General features: G+C 62.8%; 23 protein-coding genes and 1 riboswitch. Of the genes, 6 read left to right on the top strand and 17 right to left on the bottom strand.

The features are described 5' to 3' along the window. Window positions 1–24: 24 nt before the first annotated feature. Together AC1D0I_RS05230 and AC1D0I_RS05225 are read right to left on the bottom strand one after the other, a co-directional pair. Window positions 25–798, bottom strand: coding sequence for an ABC transporter substrate-binding protein (locus tag AC1D0I_RS05230; RefSeq protein WP_477393490.1), 774 nt, complete (start codon window positions 796–798; stop codon window positions 25–27). A 100-nt stretch (window positions 799–898) separates the two neighbouring features. Continuing rightward, window positions 899–1,993 (bottom strand): 2'-deoxycytidine 5'-triphosphate deaminase, encoded by a 1,095-nt coding sequence (locus tag AC1D0I_RS05225; protein ID WP_477393488.1) that lies wholly within the window; start codon window positions 1,991–1,993, stop codon window positions 899–901. A 138-nt stretch (window positions 1,994–2,131) separates the two neighbouring features. Continuing rightward, window positions 2,132–2,209, top strand: a riboswitch (SAM riboswitch). Window positions 2,210–2,266: 57 nt separating this feature from the next. Here AC1D0I_RS05225 and AC1D0I_RS05220 point away from each other — a divergent pair. Next, entirely contained in the window at window positions 2,267–3,457 is a 1,191-nt protein-coding gene (locus AC1D0I_RS05220) for an O-succinylhomoserine sulfhydrylase (RefSeq protein WP_477393486.1), read from the top strand. Window positions 3,458–3,471: 14 nt separating this feature from the next. Here AC1D0I_RS05220 and AC1D0I_RS05215 read toward each other — a convergent pair whose 3' ends face one another. Continuing rightward, a complete protein-coding gene (locus AC1D0I_RS05215; RefSeq protein WP_477393484.1) occupies window positions 3,472–4,623 on the bottom strand; it encodes a ceramide glucosyltransferase in 1,152 nt (383 codons plus the stop codon). 223 nt (window positions 4,624–4,846) lie between these two features. Here AC1D0I_RS05215 and apaG point away from each other — a divergent pair, with 223 nt between their 5' ends. Next, window positions 4,847–5,239: a Co2+/Mg2+ efflux protein ApaG gene (apaG, locus tag AC1D0I_RS05210; RefSeq protein WP_095084266.1), complete on the top strand. Its 393-nt coding sequence runs from the start codon at window positions 4,847–4,849 to the stop codon at window positions 5,237–5,239. Window positions 5,240–5,281: 42 nt separating this feature from the next. Here the strand turns inward: apaG and AC1D0I_RS05205 are convergent, their stop codons facing one another. The 3 genes from AC1D0I_RS05205 to AC1D0I_RS05195 form a co-directional block, all read right to left on the bottom strand. Continuing rightward, window positions 5,282–6,316, bottom strand: coding sequence for an Hsp33 family molecular chaperone (locus AC1D0I_RS05205; RefSeq protein ID WP_477393482.1), 1,035 nt, complete (start codon window positions 6,314–6,316; stop codon window positions 5,282–5,284). Between the two features lie 78 nt (window positions 6,317–6,394). Continuing rightward, the gene (argF, locus tag AC1D0I_RS05200) at window positions 6,395–7,306 is read right to left on the bottom strand and encodes an ornithine carbamoyltransferase (RefSeq protein WP_457152060.1); all 912 of its coding nucleotides are present in this window, start codon (window positions 7,304–7,306) and stop codon (window positions 6,395–6,397) included. 17 nt (window positions 7,307–7,323) lie between these two features. Then, window positions 7,324–8,523 (bottom strand): acetylornithine transaminase, encoded by a 1,200-nt coding sequence (locus AC1D0I_RS05195; protein WP_477393480.1) that lies wholly within the window; start codon window positions 8,521–8,523, stop codon window positions 7,324–7,326. Window positions 8,524–8,879: 356 nt separating this feature from the next. Between AC1D0I_RS05195 and AC1D0I_RS05190 the strand changes: the two genes are divergently transcribed. After that, window positions 8,880–9,398, top strand: coding sequence for a GcrA family cell cycle regulator (locus tag AC1D0I_RS05190; RefSeq protein ID WP_457152058.1), 519 nt, complete (start codon window positions 8,880–8,882; stop codon window positions 9,396–9,398). A gap of 113 nt (window positions 9,399–9,511) precedes the next feature. On the opposite strand, the gene AC1D0I_RS05185 is transcribed toward AC1D0I_RS05190, so the two are convergent. The 3 genes from AC1D0I_RS05185 to AC1D0I_RS05175 form a co-directional block, all read right to left on the bottom strand. Then, window positions 9,512–10,522, bottom strand: a complete 1,011-nt coding sequence (locus AC1D0I_RS05185; RefSeq protein ID WP_095082303.1) for a magnesium and cobalt transport protein CorA — start codon at window positions 10,520–10,522, stop codon at window positions 9,512–9,514. A gap of 91 nt (window positions 10,523–10,613) precedes the next feature. Next, window positions 10,614–11,339 (bottom strand): phosphate signaling complex protein PhoU, encoded by a 726-nt coding sequence (gene phoU / locus AC1D0I_RS05180; RefSeq protein WP_477225367.1) that lies wholly within the window; start codon window positions 11,337–11,339, stop codon window positions 10,614–10,616. 113 nt (window positions 11,340–11,452) lie between these two features. Next, window positions 11,453–12,718, bottom strand: a complete 1,266-nt coding sequence (locus AC1D0I_RS05175; RefSeq protein WP_477393478.1) for an ATP-binding protein — start codon at window positions 12,716–12,718, stop codon at window positions 11,453–11,455. A gap of 184 nt (window positions 12,719–12,902) precedes the next feature. Here AC1D0I_RS05175 and ppk2 point away from each other — a divergent pair, with 184 nt between their 5' ends. Next, the gene (gene ppk2 / locus AC1D0I_RS05170; RefSeq protein ID WP_477393476.1) at window positions 12,903–13,811 is read left to right on the top strand and encodes a polyphosphate kinase 2; all 909 of its coding nucleotides are present in this window, start codon (window positions 12,903–12,905) and stop codon (window positions 13,809–13,811) included. Window positions 13,812–13,879: 68 nt separating this feature from the next. Here ppk2 and AC1D0I_RS05165 read toward each other — a convergent pair whose 3' ends face one another. From AC1D0I_RS05165 to AC1D0I_RS05155, 3 genes are all read right to left on the bottom strand, one after another. Continuing rightward, window positions 13,880–14,629: an enoyl-CoA hydratase-related protein gene (locus tag AC1D0I_RS05165; RefSeq protein WP_477393474.1), complete on the bottom strand. Its 750-nt coding sequence runs from the start codon at window positions 14,627–14,629 to the stop codon at window positions 13,880–13,882. A 14-nt stretch (window positions 14,630–14,643) separates the two neighbouring features. Then, window positions 14,644–15,282: an acyl-homoserine-lactone synthase gene (locus tag AC1D0I_RS05160; RefSeq protein ID WP_095082315.1), complete on the bottom strand. Its 639-nt coding sequence runs from the start codon at window positions 15,280–15,282 to the stop codon at window positions 14,644–14,646. 97 nt (window positions 15,283–15,379) lie between these two features. After that, window positions 15,380–16,111 (bottom strand): helix-turn-helix transcriptional regulator, encoded by a 732-nt coding sequence (locus AC1D0I_RS05155; RefSeq protein WP_477393472.1) that lies wholly within the window; start codon window positions 16,109–16,111, stop codon window positions 15,380–15,382. 257 nt (window positions 16,112–16,368) lie between these two features. Between AC1D0I_RS05155 and AC1D0I_RS05150 the strand changes: the two genes are divergently transcribed. Beyond that, the gene (locus AC1D0I_RS05150; RefSeq protein WP_477393470.1) at window positions 16,369–17,220 is read left to right on the top strand and encodes a transporter substrate-binding domain-containing protein; all 852 of its coding nucleotides are present in this window, start codon (window positions 16,369–16,371) and stop codon (window positions 17,218–17,220) included. Between the two features lie 18 nt (window positions 17,221–17,238). Here AC1D0I_RS05150 and AC1D0I_RS05145 read toward each other — a convergent pair whose 3' ends face one another. After that, the gene (locus tag AC1D0I_RS05145) at window positions 17,239–17,652 is read right to left on the bottom strand and encodes a tellurite resistance TerB family protein (protein WP_167392009.1); all 414 of its coding nucleotides are present in this window, start codon (window positions 17,650–17,652) and stop codon (window positions 17,239–17,241) included. A gap of 157 nt (window positions 17,653–17,809) precedes the next feature. Between AC1D0I_RS05145 and AC1D0I_RS05140 the strand changes: the two genes are divergently transcribed. Next, window positions 17,810–19,456: a lysine--tRNA ligase gene (locus AC1D0I_RS05140; protein ID WP_477393468.1), complete on the top strand. Its 1,647-nt coding sequence runs from the start codon at window positions 17,810–17,812 to the stop codon at window positions 19,454–19,456. On the opposite strand, the gene AC1D0I_RS05135 is transcribed toward AC1D0I_RS05140, so the two are convergent. The 4 genes from AC1D0I_RS05135 to AC1D0I_RS05120 form a co-directional block, all read right to left on the bottom strand. Beyond that, window positions 19,422–20,273, bottom strand: coding sequence for a thermonuclease family protein (locus tag AC1D0I_RS05135; protein ID WP_457151614.1), 852 nt, complete (start codon window positions 20,271–20,273; stop codon window positions 19,422–19,424). The genes AC1D0I_RS05140 and AC1D0I_RS05135 overlap by 35 nt on opposite strands. 9 nt (window positions 20,274–20,282) lie before the next feature. Continuing rightward, window positions 20,283–20,933, bottom strand: coding sequence for a S24 family peptidase (locus AC1D0I_RS05130; protein ID WP_095082323.1), 651 nt, complete (start codon window positions 20,931–20,933; stop codon window positions 20,283–20,285). 159 nt (window positions 20,934–21,092) lie between these two features. Then, window positions 21,093–21,398 (bottom strand): DUF3303 family protein, encoded by a 306-nt coding sequence (locus AC1D0I_RS05125; RefSeq protein ID WP_095082325.1) that lies wholly within the window; start codon window positions 21,396–21,398, stop codon window positions 21,093–21,095. 197 nt (window positions 21,399–21,595) lie between these two features. Next, the gene (locus tag AC1D0I_RS05120; protein WP_477393466.1) at window positions 21,596–23,812 is read right to left on the bottom strand and encodes a 3-hydroxyacyl-CoA dehydrogenase NAD-binding domain-containing protein; all 2,217 of its coding nucleotides are present in this window, start codon (window positions 23,810–23,812) and stop codon (window positions 21,596–21,598) included.

Genomic DNA, 23,812 nt, shown 5'->3' with positions numbered 1-23,812 from the left:
CGGGGGAGATCGGCAGTTCGAAGCTCAATAAATATCGAAGTCGAAGTACTTGGCCTGGATCTTCTTGTAGGTGCCGTCGGCGACGATGGCGTCTATCGCCGCGTTAAGCTTGTCGCGCAGCGCGGTGTCTTCCAGGCGAACGGCAATACCGGCCTGGGTCTCCGTGCCCTTGACGTCGCCGACCAGCTTGCAGCAGCCTTCGCTTGCCTTTTTCAACCAGTCCACCAGCACGAATTTGTCAGAGATGACGGCATCGAGGCGGCCGTTCGTCAGGTCGGTGATGGCCTCTTCCTGGGTCGGGTAGAGTTTCGCCTCCGCGCCAGCCTTGCCGTAGACATTCTGGGCATAGTCGGCCTGCGTCGTCGAAGCCTGGGCGCCGACCGTCTTGCCGGCAAGCGCTGCCGGTTCGGTCGAGGTGAGTTCGGTATCCTTCGGCGCCACCAGCGCGAGCGGAGTCGTATAGTATTTGTTGGTGAAGGAGACCTGCTTCTTGCGTTCCTCGGTGATGCTCATCGAGGCGATGATGGCATCGAATTTCTTGGCCTGCAGGGCGGGGATGATGCCGTCCCAGTCCTGGGTGACGATCTCGCACTCGACCTTCATCTGCGCACACAGCGCATTGGCGATGTCGATATCGAAGCCGACGACCTTGCCGTCCGGGGTGATGGTGTTGAACGGCGGATAGGCACCCTCGGTGCCGATCTTCAGTTTCTCAGCAGCCTGCGCCGACAGAGAGCCGGCCGCCATCAGCAACACGGCAGCACCTGCTGCCGATATGATCCATTTTGAAATCCGCATTTTCTTGGTTCCCCTTGAACGCCGCCAGCTTGGCGGCCAGAAAGCCAGCCAAGCATGACGAGCCAGCGCAGGCAAGTGTATTGCCCGACGGGAATTGGGTTCAGCGCGCTGGGCGGAAATGCTTGGACAGCTTCAGGCCTTGCGCCTGGTAGTTGGAGCCGAGATCGGTGCCGTAGAGCGCCTGCGGCCGCTTCAGCATATGCTCGTAGACCAGCCGGCCGACGATCTGGCCATGGTCGAGGATGAACGGCACTTCGTGGCTGCGCACTTCGAGCACTGCGCGACTGCCGGTGCCGCCGGACGCCGAATGGCCGAAACCCGGATCGAAGAAGCCGGCATAGTGGACGCGGAACTCGCCGACCAGCGGATCGAACGGTGTCATCTCGGCGGCGTAGAGCGGCGGCACATGCACCGCTTCCTGGCTGACGAGGATGTAGAATTCGTCGGGATCGAGCACCAGTTCGCCGGCGCCGCTCTTGTGGATCGGCTCCCAGAAGTCGACGACCTCTTGTGCCGCGCGCTTGTCGACATCGACGAGACCGGTGTGATGCTTGCCGCGATAGCCGACCAGGCCGTTCTGATCGCCGTTGAGATCGATCGACAGTGCGATGCCGCCGCCGGAAATGTTCGGCGGCTCGGTTGCGACCAGCATCTCGGCGCGATGCAGGTCATGCAGCTCGGCTTCCGAGAGCAATGCATTGCCGGTGCGGAAACGGATCTGGGACAGACGCGAACCGGTGCGTACGACGATGGGAAAGGTGCGCGGGCTGACCTCGAGATAGAGCGGGCCGTGATAGCCGGCGGCGATCTTGTCGAACTCGTGTCCGCGATCGGTCATGACGCGGGTGAAGATGTCGAGCCGCCCGGTCGAACTCTTCGGGTTGGCCGAGGCCGAAATGTCCACCGGCAATGCCAGGCTTTCAAGCAAGGGCACGATATAGACGCAGCCGGTCTCCAGCACCGCGCCCTCGGCAAGATTGATCTCGTGCAGCTGCAGCCGGTCGAGCTTTTCCGAAACCTTGTGGTTGGGGCCCGGCAGGAACGAGGCCCGCACCCGCCAGGCCTTGTCGCCGAGCCGCAGATCCAGGCTCGCCGGCTGGATCTGATCGGCATCGAACGCGCGCGCCGACTTCAGCGCACCAGACTGGAACAGCGCCGAAATGTCCTGATCGGGAAGAATGCCTGTTTGCCGCAAGGCTCCACTCCTAGGCCAGGCGATTTTCTGTTCGCAGGTTCTTGCCGCAAAACCGTGGAACACTGCTGCAGAACCTGCTTGGTACAAACCTCTTAATCAAGCCGGCAATTGACGCAAGCGTGGCGCGGGTCTAAAGGGTCGTTATCCCGTGGTGATTTGGCCGGTCGGCTTGCAGCCACGTTAAACAAGTCGCTAAAGGACCGTCGGGCCGCAAGGCCGTATGGACCGGTTGCGACTTTCGCGGCCGGTTTTTTTGTGTCTGGAACAAAAGCGATGAGCACCAAGAAGCGTAACTGGAAGCCTCAAACGACACTCGTGCATAGCGGAACCCTGCGTTCCGGTTTCGGCGAAACCTCCGAGGCGATGTACCTCACCCAGGGCTATGTCTACGAAACGGCGCAGGCCGCCGAAGCCCGCTTCAAGGGCGAGGAGCCGGGATTCATCTACTCGCGCTACGCCAACCCGACCGTCGACATGTTCGAAAAGCGCATGTGCGCGCTCGAATGCGCCGAGGACGCGCGCGCCACCGCGTCCGGCATGGCCGCGGTGACGGCCGCGCTGTTGTGCAGCGCCAAGGCCGGCGATCATATCGTGGCGGCGCGCGCGCTGTTCGGCTCCTGCCGCTGGGTGGTCGAGACGCTGGCGCCGAAATATGGCATCGAGGCGACGCTGGTCGACGGCACCGACATCGCCAACTGGGAAAAAGCGGTCAAGCCGAACACCAAGCTGTTCTTCCTGGAAAGCCCGACCAACCCGACGCTGGAAGTGGTCGACATCGCCGCGGTTGCCGCGCTTGCCAATTCGATCGGTGCGCGGCTGATCGTCGACAATGTCTTTGCCACGCCCCTGCAGCAGAAGCCGCTGCAGCTCGGTGCGCACATCGTCGTCTACTCGGCGACCAAGCATATTGACGGCCAGGGCCGCTGTCTCGGCGGCGTCATCCTGTCGGACAAGAAGTGGATCGACGAGAACCTGCACGACTATTTCCGCCACACCGGCCCCAGCCTGTCGCCGTTCAATGCCTGGACGCTGCTGAAGGGGCTGGAGACGCTGCCGCTGCGCGTGCGCCAGCAAACGGAAAGCGCCGGCAGGATCGCGGATTTCCTTGCCGAGCGGCCCGAAATCGCCCGCGTCATCTATCCCGGCCGTGCCGACCACCCGCAGGCGGCCATCGTCAAGAAGCAGATGTCGGGCGGCTCGACGCTGATCTGCCTGGACGTCAAGGGCGGCAAGCAGGCGGCCTTCGCCTTGCAGAACGCGCTCGACATCGTGCTTATCTCCAACAATCTCGGCGATGCCAAGAGCCTGATCACCCATCCGGCGACGACGACGCACAAGAATCTGAGCGACGAGGCCCGTGCCGAACTCGGCATCGGGCCGGGCACGCTCAGGCTGTCGGTCGGCCTGGAGGATACCGACGATCTTCTGGAAGACATCGAACAGGCGCTGAAGGCGGCCAAGTAAAAGGCCTTTGGCCATCAGGCGCCGGACGGCGTCTCTTCCAGCTCGGCCGCCTTGGTGCCGATGGTCATCGCGTTGCCGCGCCAGTCGACGGCGCCACCCAGCCAGCCGCGCGCCCACATCGCCGGCAGGATCAGGTCGCGCATCATGATCGCCGCGACCATGCGCGGCGACAGGTACCAGCCCTTGGACCAGGCCAGGGCGCATTCCGGAAGGTAGAAGGCCGCCAGCACGGCAATGGCGGTTGCCCAGAGGCTGACGCCCGCGCTTGCCGCCGCCAACAGCGCGAGTGCCAGCGGCACCACTGCCCCGGTCAGGATTTCGGGTGCGAAAAACCATGGGAAGGTGACGCGGCGCAGGCGCGCCCAACGGGCCTGACGCGACCAGATCTCGTCAAAGGTGCGCCGGCCGAGCGGTTGCTCGAAGGGCGCGGCGACGAGATTGACGCGCAGGCCAAGGCCATTGACCAGCTTGGTCGCGGCAGCGTCCTCGGCGATCTCGGCGGCGAGCGCACGGATGCCGCCAATGGCGTCGAGCATCGGCTTGTTCCAGAGCATGCTCTTGCCCTGGGCAAAGCCGAGGCCAAGCGCCTCGCCGGCATATTGCCAGCGTGCCTGCAGCGTGTTGAGGAAAGCGCATTCGACCTCGGCCCAGAAGCCGGCCGGGCGCGAGCCTATCGGCGTCGAGCAAACAAGGCCGGTGTCGGGCCGCCATGCAGCCATCAGGTGCTGGACGTAGTCTCTCGGCATCAACACGTTGGAATCGGCCAGGACAACCCAATCGTGGCGCGCCGCCTCCCAACCCTTGACGCAATTGTTGAGTTTTGGGTTGGCGCTGATGCGGTCGTCGCCGATCAGCAGCCGCGCCGGCACCTTGGGAGAACGGGCGATGGCGGCACGGATCAGCCTGACCACCGGATCGTCGGCATGGGCGACGCAGAAGACCAGTTCATAGCGCGGCCAGTCGAGCGAGAGGGCGCGCTCCAGCGTCTCCTGCGTGAACGGCTCGACGCCACGCGATGGCACGATAATCGACACCGGCAGCGGCTTGCCGGCCGGCGGCGCGATGGTGCGGTGGCGCTTCAGACGCGAAGCGGCGAGCAGGATGCTGGCGAGGTTTGAAAGGATGAGAGCGACCGAAAGCGAGGCGGCTATGAGGGTGAGTTCCATCGAGACCTGGCCACTCCAGAAAAGACGGCCCGCGTGATGGCCGTTTTCAACAGTTCGACAGAGCGCCGAGTCGCCCGCTTCGTGCACACCACCATTGTCATGTGTCACTTAAATGACATTCTTTGTCGGCACCTGCCTTTCAGGCCGGGCGCGACAAGACGCGCACGTTGACCTGCTCGCCCGGAGCGAGGACAGTTCGACCTGGATTGTTTTGGAGCCGCTTATGTACCGCGCCGTGACGCGCAACATCGAAGTGCAGGTCAGGCCGTTCTATCTGGAGGACCGCTCAGACCCCTCGGAGAACCGCTATGTCTGGGGCTATCAGATAACGATCGACAACCAGTCGGATGAGTTCGTGCAGCTGTTGTCGCGCTATTGGCACATCACCGACGGCACCGGACGGGTCGAGGAGGTGCGCGGTCCCGGCGTCGTCGGCGACCAGCCCGAACTCAATCCCGGCGACAGCTATCAATACACGTCCGGGTGCCCGCTTTCGACACCGTCCGGCATCATGGTCGGGCACTACACGATGCGCAACAAGCGGGGCGAGACGTTCGACATCGCCATCCCCGCCTTCTCGCTCGATCTGCCGGGGACGCGGCGGACGGTGAATTAGCTTCGCCTCACCGGCCGCCAAGCAGCCGGTGRGGCGCGTTCTCTACTGGGCCGCCGCAAATTCCGCCGGATCGAAGTCATATTGCTTCGAGCAGAATTCGCAGGCGACGTGGATGCCGCCGTCTTCGGTGCTGTCCTTGATCTCCTGCGCCGAGAATCCCTCGAGGATGCCACGGATCTTGTCCCTCGAGCATGAGCACTGGTCGGCAACCGGTACGCCGCCGAAGACGCGCACGCCATGCTCGTGGAACAGCCTGTACAGCAGCCGCTCGGCGCCGATCGTCGGGTCGATCAGTTCGGTCGGCTCGATGGTGCCGAGCAGTGCCAGCAGCTCCTGCCAGGAATTGTCGGCCGGATCATGGATCTCCTCACGCGGATCGCCATCGCCGCCCGGCAGGTCCGGAACACGCATGCGCTCGGGCGACTGCGGCAGGAACTGCGCCAGGATGCCACCGGCACGCCACTGCTCGCGAGCGCCGCCGACGCCAGGCGTCAGCAGCTTGGCCACCGAAAGCCTGATATCGGTCGGAATCTGCTCCGACTGGCGGAAATACGTGCGGGCCGCGTCTTCCAGCGTTTCGCCATCGAGCTGGACGATACCCTGATAGCGCTGCGTGTGAGCACCCTGGTCGATGGTCAGCGCCAGCACGCCGCGGCCGAGCAGCGTCTGCTGAGACGTTTCGCCGGCCGCGACCAGCGCCTCCAGCCGGTCTGCATCGAAGCGGGCATAGGCGCGCAGTGCCGAGGGCGTGGAAAAATCCGCCACCAGCATGTCGACCGGCCCGTCGGTGCGGGTCTGCAGGATGAACTTGCCCTCGAACTTCAGCGAGGTGCCGAGCAGCACAGTCAGCACGCAGGCTTCCGCCAGCAGGCGGGCGACCGGCTCGGGATAGTCGTGACGGCTGAGGATGGCGTCGAGCATCGGCCCGAGCTGGACGGTGCGGCCGCGCACGTCGAGCGGGCCGACCTCGAAGGGCACGACGTGATCGTCGCCGGCGTAGCCGAATTCGCCGAGTTTGGGGTGATGTTCAGTCACTTGATAGGTTTCCAACATGACAATGCTCCAGGGCGCGGCCATGCCGCCCTGGAGGGCGCATGCTTCGAAACGCGCTTGATTTGCGTGATGCGGCGCAGATAGGCATCACACCCCCAGAGATCAAGCGCCGAGACACCAGGCGAGCACGGCCTTCTGGGCATGGAGCCGGTTCTCGGCCTCGTCGAAGACCACCGAATGCGGCCCGTCAATGACCTCGTCGGTCACTTCCTCGCCGCGGTGCGCCGGCAGGCAGTGCATGAACAGCGCCTCCGGCTTGGCCTTCGCCATCAGCTTGGCATTGACCTGGTAGGGCGAGAACACGTTGTGGCCGCGGGCACGATGCTCCTGGCCCATCGACACCCAGCAATCGGTGACGACGCAGTCGGCCTGGTCGACGGCTTCCTCGGGCGAGCGGGTGAAGTGCAGCTTGCCACCATGCGCCTGCGACCAGTCGATGTGCTTCTGCTCCGGCTCGCTGCCTTCGGGCACGGCGACGTTGAGGTTGAAGCGGAACCGCGCCGAGGCCTCGAGCAGCGAATGCAGCACATTGTTGCCGTCGCCGGTCCAGGCGATGGTCTTGCCGGCAACCGGACCGCGATGCTCCTCGAAGGTCATGATATCGGCCATCAGCTGGCAGGGATGGGTGTCGTCGGTCAGTCCATTGATGACCGGAACGGTGGCATTCTCGGTCAGTTCGAGCAGCCGCTCATGCGAGGTGGTGCGGATCATGATCGCGTCGACGTAGCGCGACAGCACCTTGGCGGTGTCGGCAATGGTCTCGGAGCGGCCGAGCTGCATCTCGGTGCCGGTCAGCATGATGGTTTCGCCGCCAAGCTGGCGCATGCCGACGTCGAAGGACACGCGGGTGCGCGTCGAGGGCTTGTCGAAGATCATCGCCAGCACCTTGCCTTCGAGCGGCCTTGTGCGCTCGCCAGCCTTGAGACGGGCCTTTCGCACCACCGCATCGTCAAGCATGAAGCGCAGATCGCCTTCGGAAACGGCGGAAAGATCGGTGAAATGGCGAACTGACATTAGCAATGGTTCCGGGATTACTTCGCGGCGGCGGCTGCGATCGCCTCCGCCAGGCCCTTGGAGGCGGCGCGGATGCGGTTGAGCGCGTCGTGGATCTCGGCATCTGTGACAGTGAGCGGCGGCAACAGGCGAATGACGTTGTCGCCGGCCGGAACCGCCAGCAGGTGCTGGTCGCGCAATGCCATGTTCACCTTGGTGTTGGGCATGGCGCATTTGAGGCCGAGCATCAGCCCGGTGCCCCTGATGTCCTCGATGACCTCGGGAAACTCGTCGGCGACCGCAGCCAGCCCCTGCTTCATCAGCAGCGCCTTGCGCTGGACATCTTCGAGGAAGCCGTCTTCCAGCACCACGTCGAGCACCGCGTTGCCGACCGCCATGGCCAGCGGGTTGCCGCCGAAAGTGGTGCCATGCACGCCGGACGTCATGCCAATGGCCGCTTCATCGGTGGCAAGGCAGGCGCCCATCGGGAAGCCGCCGCCAATGCCCTTGGCGATAGCCATGATGTCGGGGGTGACGCCGGACCATTCATGCGCGAACAGCTTGCCGGTCCGGCCGATGCCGCACTGGACCTCGTCGTAGATCAGCAGCAGGCCGTGCTGTTCGCACAACTGCCTGAGCCGCTTCAGCGACTGCGTCGGCACCGGGCGGATGCCGCCCTCGCCCTGTACCGGCTCGATCAGGATCGCCGCGGTCTCCGGCGTGATCGCCTTTTCGGCCGCATCGATGTCATCGAAGCCGACCTGGTCGAAGCCCTCGACCTTGGGTCCAAACCCTTCAAGGTACTTGTACTGACCGCCCGCCGCGATGGTCGCCAGCGTGCGGCCATGGAAGGCCCCCTCGAAGGTGATGACGCGGAAGCGTTCGGGATGTCCCTTGACGAAATGGTAGCGCCGCGCCGTCTTGATCGCGCATTCCAGCGCCTCGGCGCCGGAATTGGTGAAGAACACCTTGTCGGCGAAGGTGGCGTCCACCAGCCGCTCGCCGAGCCGGCTTTGCCCCGGAATCTCGTAGAGATTGGAAACATGCCAGAGCTTCGCGGCTTGCTCGGTCAGTGCTGAGACCAGGTGCGGATGGCTGTGACCCAGCGAATTGACGGCGATGCCGCCGGCGAAATCGAGATATCGCTCGCCCTTGTCGGTAACCAGCCAGGTGCCTTCCCCATGGTCGAAGGCCAGGGGTGCGCGAGCAAAGGTCTCGTAAAGCGCCGAACCGCTCATTATATGCGTCTCCGGTACCGGAAAATCAAAAAAGCCGCCAAAGCGGCGGCCTGTTCGGCTTATCGTGTTTTTCGGCCATGAAGTCAACGAAAACGTCGCGTAGTGCCCCGCGGCAAGCCCTCCGACGCAACGCCGGCTCACGAGCGACCGGGCAAGTTGGGGAAAACCTAAAAAACCGATTCGTGTTGCACTTGGGACTCTTGTCACCGAGTCAGCGCATAGAGTAGTTGTAGTCAAGAAATAACTAGATTTCGTGCGGCGGACCTAATCACCAGATATATGTGGTGTCTGCCCCGGCAAATGTTGCCGGGCCGGGAGTGGATTCCGATTGCCGCACGCTTAGCAGGAGCGGTCTCATGAACTGGACTGACGAGCGGGTAGAACTTCTCAGAAAACTGTGGTCCGAGGGTCTGAGCGCAAGCCAGATTGCTGCGCAGCTTGGGGGGGTCAGCCGCAATGCGGTCATCGGTAAGGTGCACCGGCTGAAACTGTCGGGCCGCGGGCGGTCGACCGCCACGCCGGCACGCCAGAAGAAGGCGGCGCAGGGATCGACCGTTCAGAAATCGGTGTCGCGCGCCGCAAGCACGGTCCGTCATGTCACGACATCGATCGGCGCAACGGCATTGCAGACGCAGTTCGACGCCGAACCTGTGGCACGCCACTATATCCGCCCGGTCGAGAATGTCGTGGTGCCGATCTCACGGCATCTGCAGCTCGTCGAGCTGACCGAGCGGACCTGCAAATGGCCGAACGGCGATCCACTTTCGGAGGACTTCAATTTCTGCGGCAACGAAGCCGCCGAAACTGGCCCCTACTGCAAGTACCACGCCCGCGTGGCGTTCCAGCCCGCATCGGAGCGGCGGCGGAGTCGCTGAGCGAATAGCGAATAGCGAATAGCGAATAGCGAATAGGAACTGATTGAGCGTCCGCGAGGAGGCAATCCAGTTTTTCCCCTATTCGCTACTCCCTGTTCGCTATTCGCTTTCTTTCACAGCCAGCCATTCTTGCGAAAGCGCCAGTAGAGAAACGAGCAGATCAGCGCGATCGTGGCCAGCACCACGGGGTAGCCATATTCCATCTTCAGTTCCGGCATGTCGCTGAAATTCATGCCGTAAATGCCGGCGAATGCCGTCGGCACCGCCAGGATGGCGGCCCAGGAGGCTAGCTTCTTGGAGATCGCCGTTTCCTGGCTCTGGCCGACCAGAAGGCTGGCCTCGAAAGCAAACGCCAGCACCTCGCGCAGACTGTCGATCTTTTCCTGCACGGTTCGGATATGGTCGGTCACGTCACGAAACAGCGGATGCATGGCCGTGTGGATCTGTGGCAGGTCGGCACTGGTTAGTCGGCGGCAGACTTCGACAAGCGGAAGTGCCGCATTGCGCAAGCGCAAAAGATCGCGGCGCAGCATATAGAGCCGCTCGATGTCGGGACCTGTCATCGGCTTCAGCAGGACCCTGTCCTCGATCAGTTCGACCTCGTCCTCGATCTGCTCGAGCACGGGCATGTAGTTGTCGACGATGAAATCGAGAATGGCGTAGAGGACGAAATCCTCGCCCTTGGCCAGCGAATGCGGGCAGCTTTCCCAATGCTGACGCACGGCGGCATAGGATGTGGACGGGCCATGCCTGACGCTGACGATGTAGCCGCTGCCGACGAACAAATGGGTCTCGCCGAAGGTGACCCGGCCGTCGATCAGCTGCGCGGTGCGGGCGACGATGAACAAGGCGTCGCCGTATTGCTCGATCTTCGGTCGCTGGTGCGGGTGCTCGGCGTCCTCGATCGCCAGTTCATGCAGGTGAAACTGCGCCTGGACGCGAAGCAGCAGGTTGCGGTCGGGCTCGAGCAGGCCAATCCAGACGACATGACCGGTTTTTTTTGCCCATTCGCCGGCTTCCTCGATGGGAATGTCGGCGATGCGACGCCCAGCCGTGTAGACGCCGCAAGCGATAATGCCGGAGGTCGGCGCAGGCGCCGGAGTCAGGTTCCGAACATTTTCCATCACAACCTCCCGAAGCAAATCCACGGACGAGGATACAGGAAAGCCCGGAAAGTCTAGCGCAATTCGGATGATGGTTCGAGAGTGCGACCGTTCAATTAACCGGAGGCGTCGCGGAAAGGCTGATCTTGTCGGTCTTGTCGCCCTTCGGCCGCTCGGCCGGCATCTGCTCGCCGGTGACGATGTAGTAGATGGTCTCGGCGATGTTGGTGGCGTGATCGCCGATGCGCTCGATGTTCTTGGCGCAAAACAGCAGATGCGTGCACGGCGTGATGTTGCGCGGATCTTCCATCATGTAGGTCAGCAATTCGCGGAACAGCGACGTGTACATGGCGTCGATCTGGTCGTCGCGGTCGCGCACGAAGCCGATCTTGTCGACCGAGCGCGATGCGTAGACGTCGAGCACTTCCTTGAGCTGGGTCAGCGCCAGGTTGGCCAGGGCCTCGAGGCCACGGAACAGGCTGGTCGGCTGGCGTCCGTCGGTAACGGCGCCCACACGCTTGGCAACGTTCTTGCCGAGGTCGCCGACCCGTTCGAGGTCGGCGGAAATGCGGATGGCGCCGACGATCTCGCGCAGGTCCGTCGCCATCGGCTGGCGCTTGGCGATGATGATGATCGCCTTGTCGTCGATTTCGCGTTGCCCTTCATCGAGCACTGCATCGTCCCGGATGACCTTCTGGGCGAGGCCGGGGTCGGCATTGACGAGGGCGGCAACCGCCTGTTCGACCATACGCTCGGCATGGCCGCCCATCGCCGCGATGCGCTTCGACAGATATTTCAGCTCCTCGTCATAGGCGCTCATGATATGCACGGACTGCATGGCGAAATGCCTTCCCACGGGTGTCTTGTTTTGAGTCGTTTCCTCGAATCCCCGCTGATACGCTAGCCGGATGACAGAAAAAAGAAACGGTCCCGTGGAAAACTAGGGCAGTATCAGTGCGTCGGCAAATGAACCGAGAAGGCAGCGCCCTTGCCGAACTCGGACTTGATCGAAAGCCGGCCATTGTGGCGTGTCAGGATATGCTTGACGATCGACAGACCGAGGCCGGTTCCCTTCTGGGTGCGGCTGGTCTCGACATCGACGCGATAGAAGCGCTCGGTGATGCGCGGAATGTGTTCCTCGGGAATGCCGGGGCCAAAGTCCCTGATGGTCACGTCGATGCCTGGCTCCGAGCCGGGATCGCCGCGCGCGATCGACACCACCACGCGGCCGCCCGACTGCCCGTACTTGCAGGCGTTTTCCAGGAGGTTCTCGAAAACCTGGAAGAGCTCGTCTCGATCCCCCGGTACGTCAAGCGGGCCGTCGGCGTAATCCCGTTCAATGACAACGCTGTTTTCCCTGGCCAGCGGTCCGAGCGAATCTATAACGCTATCGACCGTCTCACGCAGGTCGACCTCGGTTCCCGGCTTCAGATAGGGCTTCATCTCGAGCCGCGACAGCGACAACAAATCATCGATCAGGCGCGCCATGCGCCCGGTCTGGCTCTGCATGATCTGCAGGAACTGGTCGCGCGCCGCCGGGTCGTTGCGGGCCGGTCCGCGCAGCGTTTCGATAAAGCCGGAGATCGAGGCGAGCGGCGTGCGCAGTTCGTGGCTGGCATTGGCTATGAAATCGGCGCGCATGCGGTCGATCCTGCGCGCTTCGCTCTGGTCCTTGAACACCAGCACATAGAGATCGGTGCCGTGGCCGACCGAGGAGGCACTCACCCGGTAAGCCCGTTCGACCGGCAGCTTCTCCGTATAGTCGACGACGTCAGAGGCGACATCGCCCGACAGGACGCCGTCCAGCAGAGCCTGCATTTCCGGCGCCCGGAATTTCAGCGACAGCGACAGACCGGGCGCGATCCCGCCGAAGGCGGCGAAGGCGGCGGCATTGGCGTGGACGATAGTGGCGGTCCGGTCGAAGATGATCAGCGGGTCGGCGACGGCGGCCGCAAGATATTCGCCGGAGAGCCGTTGCAGGCCGATTGCCTCGATCGCCGCGGCACTCTCGGCCGATTGGCGCGTGCCTGTGACCGGCAGCATTGCCGCTGCAAGCAGCAGTGCCAGCGCCGCAAGGACGACAAAGCCGGATATCGCGGCCAAGGCATATACAGCGAGAACCGCAACGACACCGGCGATCAGCAGCCAGCGGCTGATCCACAGCCGGACCGCCAGGCCTCGCGCCATGCCACTCTGCTCTGCGTCCAGGTCAGCCATTCGCTCGCGCGCTCGCACCCTTGCCTCGCACCCGTTCGACCGGCGACGGAAACCTCCGCGCGACCGGTCTAACGCATGACCCAGAAAATCGGAATCGATTTTCTGAAAGGATCATGCGCAAAATCAAAAGTGCTGTAGTGGCTCCCAATAGCATGAGTCCGGAAGCAGAAAAGGGTTCGTCTCGATGAAAAAAGCCAAGGAAACTCCCGCCGCGCCAACTTCGGGTCCGCTGAAGATCAGGATCGGCGGCAAGGAGCGGGAGTTCGATATTGAAAATCCCGTGCTTCCCGACTGGGTCGAGGACAACAAGCTGACCGCCGGCGGCTACCCCTACGACAAGAAGATGAAAAGCGAGGAGTATGACGAGACGCTTGAGAAATTGCAGATCGAGCTAGTCAAGGCGCAGGCGTGGCTGCAGTCGACCGGAAAACGGGTGATGGCGCTGTTCGAGGGCCGCGACGCCGCCGGCAAGGGCGGCACGATCTTCGTGCTGCGCCAGTACCTGAACCCTCGTACCGCGCGCAACGTGGCGCTGACCAAGCCGACCCCGACAGAGCAGGGGCAGTGGTACTTCCAGCGCTATGTCGACCATTTCCCGACATCGGGTGAGTTCCTCACCTTCGACCGCTCCTGGTACAACCGCGCGGGCGTCGAGCCGGTGATGGGTTTTTGCTCGCCGCAGCAGCACGAGCAGTTTCTCGACGAGACACCGCATTTCGAACGGATGATCGCCAATGAGGGCATCCACTTCTTCAAATTCTGGCTGAACATCGGCCAGGAGACGCAGCTAGAGCGCTTTCACGATCGCCGCTTCAGCCCGCTGAAAAGCTGGAAGTTTTCGCCGATCGACGTTGCCGGCATCACCAAGTGGGACGACTACACCAAGGTCCGCGACACCATGTTCGAGCGCACCCACAAGGAATTCGCGCCGTGGATCATCATACGGGCCAATGACAAGCGGCGCGCGCGGCTCGGGGTCATTCGGCGCATCCTCCTGTCGCTACCCTATGACGGGCGCGATCTCGACATCATCGGCAAGGAAGACAAGAAGATCATCGGCGAAGGGCCGTCGTTTCTGGGAAAGCAAGACTGACGTCTTTTGCGCCGCGCAGCCAGAGGCCGCGCGGCGCTTTCGTCATCGATGTCTTTCGATCGGACCGTTCAAGCCACCAGCCGGGCTATGCGCTGCAATCGCCGCAGCGTGGTGTCGTCCTGCAGCGCCTGCTGGAAGAGCGAAATCTCCTGATCGATACGGTCGCACAGCGCGCCGGTGTTGCCCTTGAGCAGGCCCCGCGTCTGCAGCAAGGCCGCGACCGGCTTCTTGACAAGCTGTCTCGCCCGGCCGAGGGCCGCGTCCTCGACGCTGCCGCCCGGCACGATCTCGGCGACGAGGCCGAGCGCCCTGGCATCCTCGGCCCGAAGTGTGTCGCCGAGGCAGAAGAAGCGGAAAGCACCGGCATAGCCGAGTTTCTGCGGCGCCAGGATGCTGGTCGCGGCATCCGGGACCAGGCCAAAATCGACGAACGGCACCCGGAAGGTGCTTTGATCGGACGCGATCACCATGTCGCAATGGAACAGGATCGTGCAGCCGACGCCGACGGCATCGCCATCGACGCMGGCTAGGATGGGCTTGGGAAACGTCGCCAGCGTGCGAAACAGATCGGTGACGGCGGCGATCAGTTTCTGGTGCTTGGTGGCGTCAAGGAATTCGGAGAAATCGCCGCCGAGGCAGAAGCAGCCTGACAGGCCGCGCAGCACGACGACGCGCACCTCCTCATTGTCGGCGGCTTCATGGAAGGTCTTTGCCAGGCTTTCATAGGCTCTTCTGTCCAGCACCGGCCGGCCGTCATTCGACGATACGGTGACAATTAGCGTGTGGTTGCGGAGTTCTGGTTGCGGATGGGGGCTCATGACTGTCTCCGATTTCACGACGCACGCCTTTGGCCGAGCATGTCGGGGTATCCCCTGGTCAGCACGGGAGCAAAATGATTGCGGCGCGAACGCACCACATCGAGCGTGTGCTCGTTGAAGGTAAGCAAGGTGGCTACGACCTGCTGGTTGCCGTAGGTGCGCTGATAACCCAGCGGGGTCGCCAGGAAATGCAGTTGCAATGCACGCAGCACCCACATCGGCTCGAACTCGATGATCACCTGGTTGACGTTGCGCTTCAGTCCCCACTCGACGAAGCCAGCGATCAGCTCGGTGCCGACGGTTGACACGCCGCGACGGCCATCGCGGTAACCTGGAGCGACCGCATAGCGGGTCAACTCGTAAATGTTGGGTCCGGAGGGCGGCGTTCCTTCAAAGAGGTCGGTCAGCACCTCGGTCAGCAGATGTCCCCGCGTCGTCGGCAAAAGCCTCTGGTAGCCTGCGACTTCACTGCCCCTGATGACGATTTGATGGACGGCCTCGTCATGATCGAACTGGTCGCATTCGAGCCCGTCGGGGCGCCTGAGGTCCTCCCATCCCATCTCCTCGACGAATATCTTGTAGCGCAAGCGATGGACCGCCTCCCAAAGGTCCGGGCGTTCCATCAATTCTTGGGTTGTGAGAGAAAAAAGCATTCCGTCATCTCCTGGTTTCAGAGGAAGATACGGCCGTGCTTCGATGAGAAAATTGCGTGATCGCGTAGGCTAGAATTGCTAGGCCGGCACGGCCGACCTAACTAATGTAGCCCCGCCTTATCGCTTCGGCGACCGCCTGAACCCGGTTGACGGCACCAAGTTTGCTTTTGGCGTTAAGAAGATGTTTCTCCGAGGTATGTTCGGAGATGCCGAGGATTTGCGATATCTCCCACTCGGACTTGCCGACGGCGGCCCATTGCAGGCATTCGCGTTCGCGCGGCGTCAGTACGATGTGATCGATGGTGTTGCTCGCCATCGTGTGGAGCTGCATGGCGCGGCCGACCGCATAGGTCGACACCAGCGACACCAGGCCGAAATCGGCCGCCGACAATTCGACGGCCTCGCCGCCCAGCGACACCATGACGATCTGGCCGTCGAGCGTAATCAGCGGGAAAGCCAGTCCGTCGCGCAACTTGAACGCGCCGGCATCGCCCATCACTTCGCCGCTGCTTTTGTCGATGCGGGAGCCCTGTGAGGCTTCGCGCCACTGGAACGGCGCCTGCAGCTGTTTCATGTGGCTGACGACCGGGTCGTGATCGACATAGTTGCGCGCCACATAGCGCTCCAGCCATTCAACAGGCCAGTCGCACAGAAGCACATGCTGCTTTTGCTGGCCGCTTGGCGTGCCCGGCTGCGGCACGGTTCCCGCCATCAGTGCGGTGAGCCCGAAATCCGACGTTACACCCAGCAACGTTTCGCAGACTGCCGCCGCCGTTCCGGCGTGCTGCAGTTGGTCTATGAATTCCAACGTGCGATCGAACTGACCCATCGCAACATCAACCCTATGTTGCCTCATGCATTGCGACCAATGATGCGTGCTTCGTTTGCACTTCACCACCGACCACGGATTGCAAACCGCATGTTTTCGGTCGTGGTTCTCACCTTGGTCCCCCAACCAAGGCAGCCACTGCTATTTGCAAACTCCCTAAAGCATATCCTGAAATTGACGCGTTGAAATCAAAAAGCATTGTACCTTTGTCATTTTCGTACCAAAACCTGCCAACACGACTGCGGCGGAGTCTTATCGTGGCGTTCCAGTGGAGGTTTTTGGCTCTTGCGTCGCTGCTGATCGCAGCGCTGTCGGTCGCCGGTACCGCGCGCGCCGCCGAGCCGCAGGTGCCGGTGCTGTGGGATGCCAAGGAGCGGCTGCCAAAGCCGGACCTTTCGGCACTGCCCCGGCTGCGCTTCCTGACGACCACGGATTTTCCGCCCTTCAATTTCCTCGACGGCTCGGGAAAACTGTCCGGTTTCCATATCGATCTGGCACGCGCCATCTGCGCCGAGCTTGGTATTGTCGACAAATGCCAGATCCAGGCCCTGCCCTGGGCGGAGCTCGAAGGCGCGCTGCAGAAAGGCGAGGGCGAAGCGATCATCGCCGGCATCGCCGCAACGGCCGAATCGCGCTCGACCTATGCCTTCTCACGCTCCTACCTGCAGTTCCCGGCCCGCTTCGTCACGCAGAAGAGCAAGGATCTGACCGAACCGGTCTTCGACAAATTGCGCGGCAAGCGTGTCGGCGTGCTCGCCGGCTCGGCGCATGAGCGCATGCTGCGCGACTATTTCAACACCGTTCAGATCGTCCCCTTCGACAGGCCGGAAGAACTCTATGCCGATCTCAAGGCCGGCAAGCTCGACGCCGCCTTCGGCGACGGCATGCGCCTGGCCTTCTGGCTGGGCGGATCGGATGCGGCCGGCTGCTGCCGCTTTGTCGGCGGTCCCTATCTGGCGCCCGAATATCTGGGTTCTGGCATGGCCATCGCCACCAGGGCGGACGATCCAGCACTGGCCGCCGCGTTCGACTATGCGCTGCAGGAGATCTCGATGAAAAGCACGTTCGCCGAATTCTATCTGCGCTATTTCCCGGTCAGCTTTTTCTAGGCCCCGAAAGGCAGCGCCCTAAGTCAGGGTGCGCAGCCTCGCCTTGGCGGCACGACCGATGGCGGCGACCGTCAAGGTGTCGAGGTCAAGCTGACGCCGGATGAGCTGCAGCACCCGGACTTCCTCCATGCGCATTTCGAGATCGACGGCGGCCACCTCGAAGGCGGCGGCATAGGCGGTGTCGCGCAAGCGCTCGGGCAGCGCCTCGGCAACCCGCGCAAGAACGCCTTCTAGGCCGTCCTTTTCATTCAGCATCTTCTGGCAAGCCTGGGCGACGCCGACCAGCCGGTCGTGGTTGAAATCCTCAAACACCGGCCACGAACGGACGACGTCGCCGATCCGGGCCAGCTCGACATCGGTCATGTCGCGATCGGAAGCCGAGGTGATGACCATCAGGTAGATCAGCGCTTCATGCGGCGTCGGCAACGGCATTCTGTGCTCCTTGAATGGGCTCCGAAGGTAGGAAAGCGGTATCGGCACCGCAAGGAAAAAGCGCTGCACGCGTTGACGCTCCGGCCACGCACGCCTAGAGACCGGTTGAAAACCCCTGCTTCGGGCAACACCGGCGATTTATTTGGAAAACTGTGACATGGCGGGATCAAACATCTTCGATCTCAATCCCGAGCTGCTGGCGGCCGCGACCGAGAGCAAGGCATGGCCGTTCGAGGAAGCCAAGAAGATCATCGAACGCTACAAAGGCACCGACTTTCCTGAAACCATCCTGTTCGAGACCGGGTACGGACCCTCCGGCCTGCCGCATATCGGCACGTTCGGCGAGGTGGCGCGCACGACGATGGTGCGGCACGCCTTCCGCGTCCTGACGCAGGACAAGGTTGCGACCAAGCTGCTGTGCTTTTCCGACGACATGGACGGCATGCGCAAAATCCCCGACAACGTGCCGGATCGCGCAGCGCTGGAGCCACATTTGCACAAGCCGCTGTCGTCGGTGCCCAATCCGTTCGGCGACGATTATGCGAGCTTTGCCGATCACAACAACGCGATGCTTTGCCGCTTCCTGGACACGTTCGGCTTCGACTACGAGTTCGCCAGCGCGACGCAATATTACAAGTCGGGCCGCTTCGACGCGATGCTGCTGCGCGCCGCAGAACGCTATGACCAGATCATGGCGGTGATGCTGCCGACGCTCGGCTCCGAACGGCAGGCCACCTACAGCCCGTTCCTGCCGATTTCGCCGAAAAGTGGCCGCGTGCTTTACGTGCCGATGAAGCATGTAGACGCCAAGGCCGGCACCATTACCTTCGACGATGAAGGCACCGAGACCACTCTTTCGATCACCGGCGGCAGGGTGAAGCTGCAATGGAAGCCGGATTTCGGCATGCGCTGGGCAGCGCTCGGCGTCGATTTCGAAATGTTCGGCAAGGACCACCAGACCAATGCGGTGGTCTATGACCGCATCTGCAACATCCTGGGTGGGCGTGCTCCAGAGCATTTCGTCTATGAGCTGTTCCTCGACGAAAACGGCCAGAAGATCTCGAAGTCGAAAGGCAACGGGCTGACCATCGACGAGTGGCTGACCTATGCGCCGGCCGAGAGCCTCGGGCTCTATATGTACCAGCGGCCGCGGCAGGCCAAGAAGCTGTATTTCGATGTCATCCCGAGAGCAGTGGACGAGTATTACACCTTCCTTGCGGCTTACCCGCGGCAGGACTGGAAGGAGCGGCTGGGCAACCCGGTCTGGCATATGCATGACGGCAACCCGCCGGCCATCGACATGCCGGTGCCGTTCTCGCTGCTGCTCAACCTGGTCAGCGCTTCCAACGCGCAGAACAAGGATGTGCTGTGGGGCTTCATTTCGCGTCATACCGCGGGGGTGACGCCTAAGACGCATCCCGAGCTCGACCAGCTGGTCGGCCATGCGATCCGCTATTTCGACGATTTCGTGAAGCCGACGAAGACCTTCCGCCCCGCCGACGAGGTCGAGCGCGCGGCGCTGGCAGCCCTCGACACGGCGCTTGGCGCGCTGCCGACGGACGCCAACGGCGAAGCGATCCAGAACGCTTCGCTCAATGTCGCACGTAGGATCGAACGCTATCAGGATCACTCCAAGCAGAGCCCGGAAGGTGGCCCCGGCGTGTCGGGCGCCTTCTTCCAGATGATCTACCAGGTGCTGATCGGCCAGGAGCGCGGCCCGCGCTTCGGCTCGTTCGCCGCGCTCTATGGCATTGCCGAGACGCGGGCGCTCATTGAGCGGGCGCTGGCTGGTCAGCTGGCTTGAGAACGCCGTCGACCTCTTCCAGGATCGAGCTCGGCGCCTGAGGCGCAGGGCTTGGTGCGGCCGGCATCGCCGGCATGTCGGAAAGGTTCGGCGCCGATCCGAAAATGCCCTTCTTGGCCGTGCGCGCCTTGTCGCCGGCCTCRACATAGGGTCCACCTTTGGCGGCCCGAGCCCAGCCGTTTTCGACCAGCCATTGACCGACATCCTGCTTGCCGATCCGGCATTCGGCGGCGATCAGGTCGCGACCGCCCTCGGGCGGCACGGTGCAGACCACCGCGCGGCCGCGCAGGAAGGCGCGGAACGCCGTTCGCGCCCGGATACCGCACGGCCAGGCTTTGCCGTCATCGCTGCAGGTCTCGTCATGCCTGACGATGTCGATGCCCGACACCGCGACCGAATAGCCCTTGGCCTCGATCAGGCCGGCGGCCTGCGCGACCGGCTGGAACAGCTTTGTCCCGTTCCAGTCGTCGGGCATTTTCGGCCTGGGCGGCACGGCCAGCGCCAGCTTGCTCAACGGCTCGCGCGGCTCGACACGCTCAAGCCCCTCGGCGGGCAGTTCCGGTGGTACGATAATTTCAGGATCGATCGCCCTCGAATGTGACGCCGGCTTTGGCGGCTGCGGAGCGGTTATGGCGGATGTCGCCGGCTCTGCGAGCACGGTCTCGGCGCCCTCCTGCGAGATCGTGTCGGCGCCCGGATCGACCTGATCCACCGTGACTACGCCTGCACTTCCCTTCAGCGTGCGACCGCCAGCGACGACCATTGCCGCCATCGCCGGGACCATCAGAACCGCCAGGACAAGATGAGGGAGCCGCACCAGCCGGACCTACTGGCTTGCCCAGACAATCCGCGCCACCCATTCGACATCGCGCATGGGAATGTCGCGGTCCGGATGATCGGGATTGAGCGAGACCAGTGCAATCGACCTGACGGTCTGGCGCTCGAGCACCTTGGCCATCACTTCGCCGGCGGTGGTCTTGACGACGACACGATCGCCCTTGCGGGTGATGGCGCCCGGCTCGACGATGAGGACGTCGCCATCGCGGTAGAGCGGCAGCATGGAATCACCTTGCACCTGCAGCGCATAGGAGCTCTCCGTCGATTGCGCCGGCAGTTCGACCAGGTCCCAGCCCTGCCCGGCCGGAAAGCCGGCATCATCGAAGAAGCCGCCGGCGCCGGCTTGGGCAAAGCCGAGCAACGGCACCGAGCGCCTGTGGGCTACCCGTGCTTCCTGGGCTGACGCGGCCCTGCCCTCAATCAGGCCGGTGAATTCGTCGAGCGTAGCCCCTGTCGCCTCGATGATCTTGGCAAGCGATTCGGTCGACGGCCAGCGCGGCCGGCCATCCGACGACAGACGTTTCGACTTGTTGAAGGCCGTCGAATCGAGCCCCGCGCGCCGGGCCAGCCCCGAAGCCGACAGCGAATAGCGCTCGGCGAGAGCATCTATGGCAGCCCAGACACGGTCATGCGAGAGCAAGCTCGCTCTCCTCGAAACAGGAAAAAATGCCTCTTCCTGTCTAACGCGCAACCGCCGCCATGTCCACCGGGCGCAGCAGGCGGATTGCCGACAAAACTGTGTGCCGCCGCGACAACGACGCGCGGTTCAGTGATCGGACATCAATGATCGCCGATGAACCTATCCGGCCATCGCCGCCATCGCTCTCGGCAAGCCCTTCCTGAGTTCCTCAGCGTTCATCACCGGGATCATCTCGACGCTGGCATTGAAGGCGAAGAAGAACCGCTCGGCGACATAGGGCATATCCGAACTGTCCTTTACCTCCACCACGAGATAGGCCGTTCGCCGGCCACCGTCGGCGGTGAAATAGGCGGCCTCCGGGTTGAGGTCGGACAAGGTGTGCTCGATGAACTTGGCCATGCTGCCGTTCTTGATCGCCTTGTTGCCTTCCTCGGCCGGGATGGAAACTCTCAGCATCATACGCATGACGATTACGTCCTTCTGCCAACTTTAGGTTAGCAAAAGCTAATTTATCACCGACGGACCGCAGGGGAAAGCTGAAGCGCGCCGGCCACGGCTACGTGCCGTGGCCATCATACGCAGACTAAAGGGTGACAAGCGTCCTTTGCGTCTCCGAAGGACGCCCAGCGCTGCCGCCGCACCCAGACATAGATCGGCCCGCGTCAGGCTGCCTGCTTCACGTCACCGGCGTAAGGATTGAAGCGCTCATAAAAGGTTTCGCCCTTCTCGGCCATATCGAGCAACAGCTTGGGCGCCTTGAATTCGGCGCCGTATTTCTTCTGCAGTTTCTTGGCGATCTTGACGAATGCCTTGGCGCCGATGCCGTCGATATAGGACAGCGCACCGCCGGTGTAGGGCGCGAAGCCGAAGGCCAGGATCGAGCCGACATCGGCCTCGCGCGGGTCGGTGACGATGCCCTCTTCCATCACCCGGGCCGCTTCCAGCGCGATGGTGACCAGCAGCCGCTGCTGCAGCTCTTCATAATCGAGCTTCTCGGCAGCAAGCTGCGGATAGAGGTCCTTGAGGCCCGGCCACAGCTTCTTCTTGGCCGGCTTGGCGGGATAGTCGTAAAAACCCTTGCCATTCTTGCGGCCGAAGCGGCCATGGTCGTCGACCATTGTGTTGATCAACGCCATTTGCTTCTGGTCGACTGCGGTGTCGCCGAGATCGCGCATGGTCTGCTTCATGATTTTCTGCGCGAGGTCGATGGCCGTCTCGTCGGTCAGGGCCAGCGGGCCGACCGGCATGCCGGCGGCTTTCGCCGCATTCTCGATCATGGGTGCAGGCACCCCTTCGATCAGCATCTTGTAGGCTTCCGACATGTAGCGCAGCACGCAGCGGTTGACATAGAAGCCGCGCGTGTCGTTGACGACGATCGGCGTCTTCTTGATGGCGCGGACGAAATCGATGGCTGTCGCGAGCGCCTTGTCGCCGGTCTTCTTGCCTAAAATGATCTCGACCAGCATCATCCTGTCGACCGGCGAGAAGAAATGGATGCCGATGAAGTTCTTCGGCCGCGCCGAGTTCTTGGCCAGCGACGAGATCGGGATGGTCGAGGTGTTGGAGGCGAAGATGGCCGAGGCTTTAAGCACCGCTTCCGCCTGCTCGGTGGCGCTCTTCTTGACGGCGGAATCCTCGAACACCGCTTCGACCACCAGGTCGCAGCCGGCAAGGTCGGCATAGTCAGCCGTCGGCGTGATCAGCGACAGAAGTTTGTCCTTCTCCTCGGGCTTTGCACGGCCCTTCTTCACCTGATCCGAGACCAGGCTGTCGGAATGCGCCTTGCCCTTGGCGGCCGACTCCATGTCGCGGTCGAGCAGAACCACCGGAATGCCCGCCTTGGCGGTGACATAAGCAATGCCGGCGCCCATGAAGCCGGCGCCGAGAATGCCGATCTTCTTGAACTTGGTTTCCGGCACGCCGGCCGGGCGACGCGCGCCCTTGTTCAGTTCCTGCAGCGACACGAAAAGCGAGCGGATCATCGCCGCCGCTTCCTGGGTCTGCATGATCTCGGTGAAATAGCGCTGCTCGATGCGCAGGGCCGTGTCGAACGGCACCAGCAGGCCTTCATAGACGCATTTCAAGATCGCGGCGGCAGCTGGATAATTGCCATAGGTCTCGCGGCGCAGGATGGCGATGGCCGGCGGCCACAGATTGAAGCCGGCGGGCGAATAGATCTGCCCACCGGGCAGCTTGAACCCCTTCTCGTCCCACGGCGCCACCGGCTTCAGGCCGTTCCTGATCATCGCCTTGGCGGTGTCGACCAGCTTGGCCGGTTCGGCGATCTCATGGATCAGGCCCATCGACTTGGCCTTCTGCGGCGACAGTGTCTGGCCGGACGTCAGCATCTGCAGCGCCTGTTGCTGATCGGTCAGCCGCGSCACGCGCTGGGTGCCGCCGGCGCCCGGGAAGATGCCGATCTTCACTTCGGGAAGCGCCATCCTGACCTTGTCGCTATCGGCGGCGACACGGCCGTGGCAAGCGAGCGACAATTCGAAGGCGCCGCCCATGCAGGTACCGTTGATCGCCGACACCCACGGCTTGCCCGACGTTTCAAGTTTGCGGAACAGGCCGGTCATAGTGCCGGCCTGGTCGAACAGCGCCTTGGTGGCCTTTTCGACATCCTTGTCCTTTTCAGCGGCGAAAGTGGCCAGCATCTTCTGCAGCAAGGTGATGTCGGCGCCGCCGGAGAAAGTGTCCTTGCCGGAGGTGATCACCGCGCCCTTGATGGCGGCATCACCCGCCACCATGTCGACGATGGCGTTCAGTTCCAGCATCGCCTCTTCGGTGAAGACGTTCATCGAGCGGCCCGGCATGTCCCAGGTGACCAGCGCAATGCCGTCGGCGTCGATGTCGAGGGTGAAATTGGTGTAGCTCAT

Source organism: Mesorhizobium sp. P2_D1 (genome assembly GCF_056404455.1).
Note: the sequence above shows the minus strand (reverse complement) of the source record. Positions and strands in the feature narration are given on the sequence as shown.

Bases quoted from the DNA above. Each gene is read 5' to 3' on its own strand.
- AC1D0I_RS05230 (WP_477393490.1), bottom strand. From the start codon at position 798: ATGCGGATTTCAAAATGGATCATATCGGCAGCAGGTGCTGCCGTGTTG.
- AC1D0I_RS05220 (WP_477393486.1), top strand. From the start codon at position 2,267: ATGAGCACCAAGAAGCGTAACTGGAAGCCTCAAACGACACTCGTGCAT.
- AC1D0I_RS05215 (WP_477393484.1), bottom strand. From the start codon at position 4,623: ATGGAACTCACCCTCATAGCCGCCTCGCTTTCGGTCGCTCTCATCCTT.
- apaG (WP_095084266.1), top strand. From the start codon at position 4,847: ATGTACCGCGCCGTGACGCGCAACATCGAAGTGCAGGTCAGGCCGTTC.
- AC1D0I_RS05205 (WP_477393482.1), bottom strand. From the start codon at position 6,316: ATGGCCGCGCCCTGGAGCATTGTCATGTTGGAAACCTATCAAGTGACT.
- argF (WP_457152060.1), bottom strand. From the start codon at position 7,306: ATGTCAGTTCGCCATTTCACCGATCTTTCCGCCGTTTCCGAAGGCGAT.
- AC1D0I_RS05195 (WP_477393480.1), bottom strand. From the start codon at position 8,523: ATGAGCGGTTCGGCGCTTTACGAGACCTTTGCTCGCGCACCCCTGGCC.
- AC1D0I_RS05190 (WP_457152058.1), top strand. From the start codon at position 8,880: ATGAACTGGACTGACGAGCGGGTAGAACTTCTCAGAAAACTGTGGTCC.
- AC1D0I_RS05185 (WP_095082303.1), bottom strand. From the start codon at position 10,522: ATGGAAAATGTTCGGAACCTGACTCCGGCGCCTGCGCCGACCTCCGGC.
- phoU (WP_477225367.1), bottom strand. From the start codon at position 11,339: ATGCAGTCCGTGCATATCATGAGCGCCTATGACGAGGAGCTGAAATAT.
- AC1D0I_RS05175 (WP_477393478.1), bottom strand. From the start codon at position 12,718: ATGGCTGACCTGGACGCAGAGCAGAGTGGCATGGCGCGAGGCCTGGCG.
- ppk2 (WP_477393476.1), top strand. From the start codon at position 12,903: ATGAAAAAAGCCAAGGAAACTCCCGCCGCGCCAACTTCGGGTCCGCTG.
- AC1D0I_RS05160 (WP_095082315.1), bottom strand. From the start codon at position 15,282: ATGCTTTTTTCTCTCACAACCCAAGAATTGATGGAACGCCCGGACCTT.
- AC1D0I_RS05155 (WP_477393472.1), bottom strand. From the start codon at position 16,111: ATGGGTCAGTTCGATCGCACGTTGGAATTCATAGACCAACTGCAGCAC.
- AC1D0I_RS05145 (WP_167392009.1), bottom strand. From the start codon at position 17,652: ATGCCGTTGCCGACGCCGCATGAAGCGCTGATCTACCTGATGGTCATC.
- AC1D0I_RS05140 (WP_477393468.1), top strand. From the start codon at position 17,810: ATGGCGGGATCAAACATCTTCGATCTCAATCCCGAGCTGCTGGCGGCC.
- AC1D0I_RS05125 (WP_095082325.1), bottom strand. From the start codon at position 21,398: ATGCGTATGATGCTGAGAGTTTCCATCCCGGCCGAGGAAGGCAACAAG.